The organism is Streptomyces sp. NH27 (assembly GCF_056859195.1).
The window spans coordinates 1-8,742 of the sequence record NZ_JACEGK010000335.1 but is presented as its reverse complement, the minus strand read 5'-3'; the positions used below and the strand labels follow the sequence as shown (position 1 = coordinate 8,742).

The 8,742-nt window shown below is 68.1% G+C and carries 12 protein-coding genes, 1 tRNA gene and 1 pseudogene; 7 read left to right on the top strand and 7 right to left on the bottom strand.

Translation table 11 applies throughout. The annotated features are described in order from the left end of the window. Positions 1-23: 23 nt before the first annotated feature. Positions 24-98 (top strand) — tRNA-Val (locus AC13HU_RS24610). Positions 99-320: 222 nt separating this feature from the next. Here the strand turns inward: AC13HU_RS24610 and AC13HU_RS24605 are convergent. Both AC13HU_RS24605 and AC13HU_RS24600 read right to left on the bottom strand, forming a co-directional pair. Next, complete coding sequence (locus tag AC13HU_RS24605) at positions 321-491, bottom strand: hypothetical protein (protein WP_483044118.1); 171 nt, start codon at positions 489-491, stop codon at positions 321-323. A 14-nt stretch (positions 492-505) separates the two neighbouring features. Beyond that, positions 506-805 (bottom strand): hypothetical protein, encoded by a 300-nt coding sequence (locus tag AC13HU_RS24600; protein WP_483044117.1) that lies wholly within the window; start codon positions 803-805, stop codon positions 506-508. Positions 806-1,178: 373 nt separating this feature from the next. On the opposite strand from AC13HU_RS24600, the gene AC13HU_RS24595 reads away from it, so the two are divergent. Then, a complete protein-coding gene (locus tag AC13HU_RS24595; protein WP_483044116.1) occupies positions 1,179-1,748 on the top strand; it encodes a hypothetical protein in 570 nt (189 codons plus the stop codon). Between the two features lie 275 nt (positions 1,749-2,023). Here the strand turns inward: AC13HU_RS24595 and AC13HU_RS24590 are convergent, their stop codons facing one another. Then, positions 2,024-2,710, bottom strand: a complete 687-nt coding sequence (locus AC13HU_RS24590) for an HAD family hydrolase (RefSeq protein WP_483044115.1) — start codon at positions 2,708-2,710, stop codon at positions 2,024-2,026. 78 nt (positions 2,711-2,788) lie between these two features. On the opposite strand from AC13HU_RS24590, the pseudogene AC13HU_RS24585 reads away from it, so the two are divergent. From AC13HU_RS24585 to AC13HU_RS24570, 4 genes and pseudogenes are all read left to right on the top strand, one after another. Then, a pseudogene (locus AC13HU_RS24585) lies at positions 2,789-3,640 on the top strand (DUF1963 domain-containing protein). After that, positions 3,634-3,858, top strand: a complete 225-nt coding sequence (locus AC13HU_RS24580) for a hypothetical protein (RefSeq protein ID WP_483044114.1) — start codon at positions 3,634-3,636, stop codon at positions 3,856-3,858. Before AC13HU_RS24585 ends, AC13HU_RS24580 begins: the two are co-directional and overlap by 7 nt. A 114-nt stretch (positions 3,859-3,972) precedes the next feature. Then, complete coding sequence (locus tag AC13HU_RS24575; protein ID WP_483044113.1) at positions 3,973-4,632, top strand: GNAT family N-acetyltransferase; 660 nt, start codon at positions 3,973-3,975, stop codon at positions 4,630-4,632. A 213-nt stretch (positions 4,633-4,845) separates the two neighbouring features. Further along, entirely contained in the window at positions 4,846-5,184 is a 339-nt protein-coding gene (locus tag AC13HU_RS24570; protein ID WP_483044112.1) for a hypothetical protein, read from the top strand. A 118-nt stretch (positions 5,185-5,302) separates the two neighbouring features. Here AC13HU_RS24570 and AC13HU_RS24565 read toward each other — a convergent pair whose 3' ends face one another. The 3 genes from AC13HU_RS24565 to AC13HU_RS24555 are packed head-to-tail and all read right to left on the bottom strand — an operon-like array spanning position 5,303 to position 7,680. Further along, positions 5,303-6,097 (bottom strand): helix-turn-helix domain-containing protein, encoded by a 795-nt coding sequence (locus AC13HU_RS24565; RefSeq protein ID WP_483044111.1) that lies wholly within the window; start codon positions 6,095-6,097, stop codon positions 5,303-5,305. Positions 6,098-6,112: 15 nt separating this feature from the next. Next, the gene (locus tag AC13HU_RS24560; protein WP_483044110.1) at positions 6,113-6,874 is read right to left on the bottom strand and encodes an ABC transporter permease; all 762 of its coding nucleotides are present in this window, start codon (positions 6,872-6,874) and stop codon (positions 6,113-6,115) included. Then, the gene (locus AC13HU_RS24555) at positions 6,871-7,680 is read right to left on the bottom strand and encodes an ABC transporter ATP-binding protein (RefSeq protein ID WP_483044119.1); all 810 of its coding nucleotides are present in this window, start codon (positions 7,678-7,680) and stop codon (positions 6,871-6,873) included. Before AC13HU_RS24555 ends, AC13HU_RS24560 begins: the two co-directional genes overlap by 4 nt. A 187-nt stretch (positions 7,681-7,867) precedes the next feature. Between AC13HU_RS24555 and AC13HU_RS24550 the strand changes: the two genes are divergently transcribed. Beyond that, on the top strand, positions 7,868-8,095 hold the full coding sequence (locus AC13HU_RS24550; protein WP_483044109.1) for an NUDIX domain-containing protein: 228 nt from the start codon (positions 7,868-7,870) through the stop codon (positions 8,093-8,095). A 115-nt stretch (positions 8,096-8,210) separates the two neighbouring features. Here AC13HU_RS24550 and AC13HU_RS24545 read toward each other — a convergent pair. Continuing rightward, the coding region (locus tag AC13HU_RS24545; protein ID WP_483044108.1) for a haloacid dehalogenase-like hydrolase at positions 8,211-8,742 on the bottom strand (532 nt) is incomplete at its 5' end.

The following is an 8,742-nucleotide window of genomic DNA, read 5'->3' as shown; positions in this document are numbered from 1 at the left end:
GCCCTGTATTGTTCACGTCGTCCGGGCGATTAGCTCAGCGGGAGAGCACTTCGTTCACACCGAAGGGGTCACTGGTTCGATCCCAGTATCGCCCACCAGACACGTACGACCAGAGCAACGCACCTTCCAGGGCCGTCCGTCAGGGCGGCCCTTCTGGTTTCTGGCGGCACCACGCCCCGGCTGGGGCGGGTAGCACGCTTGTAGGTCGCTCGGGGTCTTCGAGCGCGCTGCGGTCGCAACTTCACCCTGCCCGTTTCGACCCGAGCGAGGTGAGGCTGCCTACCGGCGCCTCCGCTCCAAGTAGTTGTTGGGCTCCACGGTCAGCGTCCTTCGGCACCGGCGTGATACTCGGCCTCCAGGTCCACAAGCCGGTACTCGTCCAGGCGCATCATGAGCTGGGCGGCTTGCACCCACGGCATGCGGTCGTCGCCGAAGTCCAGGCCGCCCATGTCATCAGCAACGGGGACCGGGTGGCTCGGCCGATACAGCACGCCGTGCACCCCACTCAGGGAGAAGCGTCGTACCCGTACTGCGGTGTACTGCTCGCGCACGACAGGCACACCGGCGGGTGGCCGGTCACCATTTCGGCCGGCCAGGTGCCCAAGTCGTCGGGGTCTTCGCCCAGCAACCACCGCAGGCCGTCAGGGGTGGCGTCCTTCTTGGCGGGCTGACCGCAGACCTGACACAGCAGCGCGTCCATGGCCTGCCGTTGACGGAGGAAGTGCACCTTGCCGTACTGCGGCTGGCCCTTGCCGGCATGCTCGGGACCCGGCGCCAGAGGATGCCGTTGCTGTCGCGGTCCCACGGTCGCTCGTTGAGGTAGGCCAGCCCGCCCCGACGCATGGTGACTTCGGGCTGCGTGGTCGTCTCCGCCGACCAAGAAGCGATGAACGGCACGCGATCCGTCAGACGAAGGGTGCCAATTGGGCGACGGTCGGGGTTGCGAGGCGCGGCTACATGACGGCCTGCTGATTGCTGCATGGGCGCTTCCCTGAGAACGGGGTCTGGGCTACCCAATGTCAGTTACTGGTGATCGCCGACACACCACGTAACTGCGGCAGGTTAGGTGCAGAAATTCCCGGTTCAACCGCCAACTTTCGCCGTTGTGTTGCCGTTTCGTGGTTCCGCGTTATCGTTCCAACAAGAGCTGTGAGCGCGTAGCGGACTTGGGAGGATGGTTGGCTGTCAAGCCTCGTAGTCGTCGGCAGGAGCAGACCCAGGCCGCCCAAGAACTACGCGCCCAGGGCCGGAGTTGGGCAGAGGTCGAGGCGGAGTTCTGCGGCCGGTACCGCATCAACGCCCGCGTGGCGCAATGCCTTGCGCGTGGTTGGAGTCAGCGCGAAGCCGCTGACGCTTGGAACGCAAGGTGGCCGGACGACCCGAAGACCTTCAAGAACTTCTCCACGTGGGAGTTGTGGCCCGGCCCGACTGGGCACGCGCCATCGCTTTCCACGCTTGCCACGCTTGATCGCCTGGCGCGGCTCTACGAGTGCACGGCCGGCGATCTGCTGACGGACATGCCGAATTACGGCGCGACGCCCCAGCTCGCGAAGAGCAGTACCGGCTTACCGGGCGCCAGCCCCGGTTCGGCAGCGCGGTTGATGACGCCTGCGCTCGCCAGCACGCTGACGCGGTTTGTTACCGAAATAGATTACGTCGAACTAGCTCAGGAGGTCGTGATGTGGGTGCAGGGCGTGTCGGCGTTCGGCAGGCGACTTCGCGGGTTGTCCCGCTCTCGCCGGCTCTGAAGTGGCAAGCGGAGAACGGTGAATGGATCGTCCTCGGCTTCGAGGCCGTCGAGGCGAGGGGGGCGAAGTTCGATGTGGACCCGCCCGAGCTCCGCGCGGTCGTCGGACTGCTGGGGCCACCCTCCGCCCCGACGAGCCACGCACCAGCCACGGCACTTACGACACCTGCGCGGCACAACACCGGCATCGGCTTTGCGAACTGGTGCGGGCTCAGCCTGGTGAACGGGGTTGGCCAAGACGACTTCGACGACGCGATCGCACCAGTCGTAGCAAGATCATTTCACCGGTGTCGAGCCCTCCGGCTGGTGCGGGTGGGTTCCGGACGCGAAGGCGAGAACGTCGAGGACCGCTGAGCGCAGGCTCCCGTAGTGACGGTGCACGCTGTCGACGGCAACGGGAGCGTTGACCCCCCACACCGTCATGCCGGCCCGCAGCCCGGACTGCACCCCGGAGGGGGCGTCCTCGATCACCAGACGGTCCTCCGGCTCGGCACCGAGCCGCCTGGCAGCCAGCAGATACGGGACAGGTGAGGGCTTGCCGTCCTCGACGGAGGCGGCATCCACGATGACATCCGGCACCGGCAAGCCCGTCCGGGCGAAGCGTCCGCGCACACGGTGCTCGTAGTTCGACGTCACCAACGCCCACGACCCGGAGGGCAGAGCGGCCAGCAGCTCAGAGGCACCGTCGAAGGCCGTATACCCGCCGGACCGCACATCCTCGTCCTCCAGGTCGTGCAGCGCAGCCAGGCACTCACGCGGTTCACGGTCCGGAATGACCTGTGCGAAGGTCTCCATCGGCCTTGTCCGCAACGCCACTTGGTGGACCTCGACGGGATCCAGCCCGTATCGCTCGGCCCACGCGCGCCAAACCCGGCGCTGGTTGTCCACGGCATCGATCAACGTGCCATCGACATCGAACAGGACGTACTTCCCAGCTGCGGGCTGAGCGGGTTCACCGATCACACCTCGATCATGCCATCAGGCCCCCGAGCGGGCAGTTTGCGGGACGGCGCCTACTCCCCAGGTTGTTAGGGTCGCTGGATGGCGATCGGTACGGACGCGCAGTTGCGTGAAGCTGTCACCAGGGTTGTTCCAACGAGGAAGCAGGGCGAACTATTTGGCCTGCTTCGACCGGCCTTGCGAATAGTGCCGAGGGATCCTGCCGATTCCTGTGCACCGGGCTCGCGGCTGGGCGGCGTACCCCTGGCGACCGGAGGAGCACTCTGGCCGGCGTCGGAAGACGGTCTGTTGGCCTTGCTCGCTCAGTTCGACCTGTCCGAGGTCGCCCGAGTGTGGCCGGACGGTCCCTTGCCGGACCATGGGTTGCTCACGTTTTTCTATGACACCAAGTACCAGCCGTAGACCTATGTGTCCCCCAACCCCGACAAATGGCGGGTGCGTTGGGAGCACGGCGAGGTGCAGCCGCTGCCGATACCGGAAGGATGGGACACGTTCCCAGGCCGCCGCATCCGGTTCGAGCCGGCGATGACCTTGCCCTGTGCCACCGAGGATGACTGCGTCTTCCAGGACCTCGGTCTGACTGCGGAACTGGGCGCTGTGGATGACGCGATGGGGGGCGGCGGGCCGGCCTTTCACCAGTTGATGGGCTGGCCGCATCTGCTCCAGGGCGGGATGACCACGACTTGCCAGCGGGAGAGTGCTTTCGTCCGGGAGGGCCTGGATCGGTTTTCCCCGGGACGAGGTTTGTCCCGACAGGACTGGGATGAACTCGACGACGCCACCCGGGCCGCCGACTGGCGCCTGCTGCTGCGGCTGGACCCGGACGCCGAAGATGGCTGGAGCTGCGAAGGCGGCGGACTCTACTTCTGGATTCGCGCCGAAGACCTGGCGGCAGCACGGTTCGATCGCGTCTGGACGGTGATGCAATGCTGACAACCAGACCCGGTGGTGCGTTCTTCGCTTCAGAAGCAGCAGCCGAACTCGCCCTGGCCCTCGCGAACGAGGCCACCGTCGCCGACGCCGTCCGCGCCGACGAGACGACCGTGCTCCCCGGCTCCGCCGATACGGCCGATCTCCTCGAAGGCGGTGCCGAGCACTTCCTGTCCACCGAACTCCCCGACCTCGGTGGCGACGGCACCCCCCGGCGCTGAGCCGCGCCGTTATTCGTACGACAGCACGCCGCGGGCCTGGCACGATGCGCGGTGTGCGCCGCAGCGGCGCGGGAGTTGGCATCGCGGGAGCGGTGTGGGAGCAGGCGGGTGGGTATGGGCTTCACGTTGGACGGGCCGGTACTGGAGGGCGAGTTGGTGCGGCTGGAGCCGTTGGGGCACCGGCATGTGCCGCAACTCGCCGCGGCCGTCGAGGAGGAGCGCGGGTCGTACGGCTTCACGTGGGTGCCCAGGGCCGAGGAGGTCGGGACTTATGTCGACGAGCAGCTCGGGCGCGCCGCGGCCGGCCGACTCGCGCCGTATGCCCAGGTGCTCAGGTCCTCCGGGCAGGCGGTCGGCGCCACCTCCTTCTGGGACCCGCGCTGCGCGCTCACCCCCGACCGGCTCTCCGCGATCGAGGTCGGCTTCACCTGGCTGGCGAGCTCCGCGCAGGGCACCGGCGTCAACACCGAGGCGAAGTACCTGCTCTTCCGGCACGCCTTCGAGACCTGGCAGGTGCGCCGGGTCGACCTCAAGACCGATGCCCGCAACCTCCGTTCGCGCGCCGCCATCGAGGCCGTCGGCGCCACCTTCGAGGGTGTCCTGCGCAACTGGTCCCGCTCCTGGGCCCCCGGCGAGGACGGCCGGCTGCGCGACTCCGCGATCTTCTCCATCACCGCCGACGAGTGGCCCGAGCGCCGCGCCCACCTCGAACGCCGCCTCGCCACCGCCCGCGCCCGTAGCCACAGCCGCTCAGGCGCGGCGCCAGAAGCCTGACGGGTCCGGGGGCGGCCGGAAGGATCGACCCGGCCAGCCGAGCGGCCGCCGGGAAGCCCTGACCCAGGGCGCCGGGCTCGTGCGCGTCGCCGGTGAAGCTGATGGCGCGGCCGCCCTCCTCGTGCCACCAGGCCAACACCTGCGGATGCAGGGGACCTTGGTGTTGATCTCCAGTGCCTTGCCGCTGTCGGCGAGTACGCGCAGCACCCGCCGGTGTTCGTCCTCGAAGTCGCGAGGGTCGTCCGGTCACTCTTTCGAGCCCTGAAACACACCAAGTTCGTCTTCGCCGACCCCACCCGCGGCCTTCGCATAGCCCGTCAGGAACTGCTGCCCACAACTCTGGCTCCCGACCGGCTGGCCGGGCTCTTGGAGACCAGCTCCAACCCGGCTACCCGTCTGGTTCTCGCCTTGGTCGCCCTCCACGCAACAAGCGGCACCGACCTGCGCGGCCTCGTCCTCTCCGACGCGCTGCTCACCCGACGGCAACTCCTGATCCGCCGCCCCCACGGCCGACACGTCGTCCACCTCGAATCTCCATCACCACTGCCATGAAGTACAGCCACGCTGCCCACCCCCACCGCGCCGGCCCTGTTCCTCACTGAGGCAGACGGCCGCCCCCGGGAAGCACCTGCACCCCCAAATAGCGTTACTCCAGGACCCTGACCTGCCTTCACGATGGCGGCAGCTCAGTGTTGAGTCTCTCGGCAGGCACTCGCTCGATGCGGGTCCATCCCCTCCAGCCCCGCTCCTCCAGGATCTCCAACAGCCGTGCGGCGTGCGGTGAGGACTCAGCCATGGTTGAGTCCAGCAGGTCGACAAACTGATCGTCGATGCCGTCATCGGCACCCACCTCGCCGGCCTCCACAGCGCGGACCATCAAGCGCTCCATGATGTCGGCGACCTCGACGACCCGCGGGTCGTCGGCCGGCCAGTCGAGGGCCCCGCTGAGAAGGCTGTAGAGCTTCACCATGTCGGGGTCGTCCAGTTCCTCGTGCTTCTTGGCGATCACGGAGTCGATCGAATGCGGCACCTGGGCGGCGATCATGATCCAGGCGTCCCGCTCCATCTCGATGTACCGCTCCTCAACGCCGAGACCGCGCAGCCGGTCGAGGTAGTCCACAACGCTCTGCGGGAGCGCCAGATGCTCTCCGGCGGCGAGCCGGGCGAGTCGGCTGCGGGTGTCCTGCAGCCGTCGGATCTCGGCACGCAGGGCCTTGTCGATCTCCTGGACGCCGTCGGCGAACTCCTCCGGGCCGGCGGCGAGGAGTTCCTGTACCCGGGCCAGCGGTACACCGGCGTCTGCGAGGGTGCGGATCCGGATCAGTCGCACGACCGCGGCAGCGTCGTAGGTCCGGTATCCGGATCGGTCGCGCTCGGGCTCCGGCAGCAACCCGATCCGGTGGTAGTGACGTACCGCCCGCACCGTCACCCCGGCGTACGCCGCAAGCTGGCTGATGGTGAGCATGGGTATCAGCCTGCCTCAGGCGATCTTCCGGCGATAGGCGGCCATCGCGAAGATGTAGGCCGCGACGAGGATGCCGAGGCACCAGGCGAGGGCGGTCCAGATGTCGTCACCGACCGGCTGCTGGGCGAACAGGTTGCGGATCGTGTTGACGATCGATGTCACCGGCTGATGTTCGGCGAACCAGCGCACCGGGCCGGGCATCGTCTTGGTGGGCACGAACGCCGAACTGACGAACGGCAGGAAGATGAGGGGGTAGGCGAAGGCGCCGGCGCCCTCGACCGACGACGCAGAAAGCCCAGGGATCACGGCGAGCCAGGTCAGCGCCAGGGTGAACAGGAGCAGGATGCCGGTGATCGCGAGCCATGCTGACACTCCTGCCCCTGAGCGGAAGCCCATGAGCACAGCGACGCCCACGACGAGCACGAGCGCGATCAGGTTGGCGACCAAAGAGGTGACGACGTGGGCCCACAGCACACCCGACCGCGCGATCGGCATGGACTGGAATCGTTCGAAGATCCCGCTCTTCACATCGGTGAACAGCCGGTACGCGGTGTAGGAGATGCCTGAGGCGATGGTCATGAGCAGGATGCCGGGCAGCATGTAGTTCACGTACGGAACCGACCCGGTGTCGATGGCGCCGCCGAACACGTAGACGAACATCAGCATCATGGCGACCGGCGTGATGGCGGTCGTGATGATGGTGTCCATGCTGCGTGTGACGTGGCGCAGGGTCCGCCCGGTGAGCGCGACAGTGTCGCTGAAGAAGTACGCGGTCATCCTTGTCCCCCAGTTGTCGTGCCAGTGACGTCGCTCTTGTCGCCGCCGCCGATGACCGCGAGGAAGATCTCCTCCAGAGTCGGCTGCTTCTCGACGTACTCGACCTTGGCGGGCGGGAAGAGCTGCTTGAGCTCGGCAAGAGTGCCGTTCACGATGATCCGACCCTGGTGGAGGATCGCGATCCGGTCGGCCAGCTGCTCGGCCTCGTCGAGGTACTGCGTGGTGAGCAGCACCGTCGTTCCGTGGCCGGCGAGTTCCTTGACCGCCTTCCACACCTCGATGCGCGCCTCGGGATCAAGACCGGCCGTCGGCTCGTCCAGGAAAATCACCGGCGAATTCCCGATGAGGCTCATCGCGATGTCCAGCCGGCGGCGCATCCCACCCGAATACGTGGACACTCTCCGCGCGCCCGCCTCGCGCAGCGAGAAACGCCTCAGCAGGTCATCCGCAGTCGCGCCAGGGTCCTTGATGTGGCGCAGCCTGGCGACCAAGGCGAGGTTCTCCCGACCGCTGAGGATCTCGTCGACAGCCGCGAACTGCCCGGTGAGACTGATGGACTCCCGCACGTTCGCCGCTTGCGTGGCGACGTCGAAGCCATTGACGTTCGCCGCCCCCGCGTCGGCTTTCAGGAGCGTGGCGAGGATCCTCACGGTCGTGGTCGTGCCCGCTCCGTTGGAACCGAGCAGGGCGAAGATGCTGCCCGGCGCCACGTCGAAGTCCACACCGCGCAGCACTTCAAGCTGCCCGTACGACTTTTTGAGACCTTGCACGCGAATTGCCGGAGCGGAGATCGATTGGGCTGTCATGGTCATCTGCCTCCTTCACGGAGCTGTTCCAGGCAACTGCGCGGAAGCTCCTCTCGGAAGGATGGAGGATTGACCCGGCGTCAAGGTCAAGCCCGTTCCGACCACGGCACTCAGATCGCCGACCGGCCAGACACACCGCAGCGATGACGGGCCGCTCGCCCCGAGCTCGTTCGGCCACGAACCCGCCGTGCTCAAAGCCGTCGAAGGACCACTGACGCGTGAGTTTCTGCAACCCCCCGACCAGAATTCGGCGAACCCGCTCGCTTCGCCGGGCGGCACGATCGACCCGGGGGAGACCCCGCGGCAGGCGGCGGTGCGCGAGCTGGCGGAGGGGAGCGGTCAACAGGCGGACGGGCCGGTGGTGTTCGTCGGTTACGTGAGGTTCGCGTTCGGGCCGGACCGGCGGCAGGTGTAAGGCGCCCTGTTCACCGCGGCACCGTGCGGCCGCGCCCCTTCGTGCCCAATCGAAGTCGGCGCGATCAGCTGGCGGGAGCCGTCGGGACCGTCGTTCGCCGGCCGGCCGGTGCGGGTCACGCGGGTGGCGGGAAGCCCTGGGAGGTGAGGAAGCCGGGCCAGGTCGATGCGTGGTGGGTGAGGTCGGGGAGGACGAGGTCGGCGCCCGCGGTGGCGAGTTCGGGGGCCGGGAAGCGGCCGGTGGCGACGGCGATGGCGGCGGCGTCCGCGTCGTGGGCGCCGCGGATGTCGTGGGGGGTGTCGCCGATGACGACGGTGCGGTGGCCGGTGAACGGGAAACCGTAGGCCGCGGCGGCGCGACTGCGGGCGAGGCGGACCAGGTCGGCGCGGTCGGTGCTGTCGTCGCCGTACCCGCCGACGGTCAGGTCGAGGTGGGCGGTGAGATCGAAGACGGCGAGCTTGGTGCGGGCGATCGGGCGCAGGTTGCCGGTGACCAGCGTCTGGACGGTGCCGTGTGCGGCCAGAGCGGCGAGGGCCTCGCGTGCGCCCGGCAGCGCGGTGCCGATCTCGCGCATCCGGTCGGCGTACTCCTCGCAGACGTCGGCCAGCGCGGCGTAGAGGGTTTCGACCAGGGCGTCGGTCCGGGGC

Bases quoted from the DNA above. Each gene is read 5' to 3' on its own strand.
- AC13HU_RS24580 (WP_483044114.1), top strand. From the start codon at position 3,634: ATGCTGACAACCAGACCCGGTGGTGCGTTCTTCGCTTCAGAAGCAGCA.
- AC13HU_RS24575 (WP_483044113.1), top strand. From the start codon at position 3,973: ATGGGCTTCACGTTGGACGGGCCGGTACTGGAGGGCGAGTTGGTGCGG.
- AC13HU_RS24565 (WP_483044111.1), bottom strand. From the start codon at position 6,097: ATGCTCACCATCAGCCAGCTTGCGGCGTACGCCGGGGTGACGGTGCGG.
- AC13HU_RS24560 (WP_483044110.1), bottom strand. From the start codon at position 6,874: ATGACCGCGTACTTCTTCAGCGACACTGTCGCGCTCACCGGGCGGACC.
- AC13HU_RS24555 (WP_483044119.1), bottom strand. From the start codon at position 7,680: ATGACAGCCCAATCGATCTCCGCTCCGGCAATTCGCGTGCAAGGTCTC.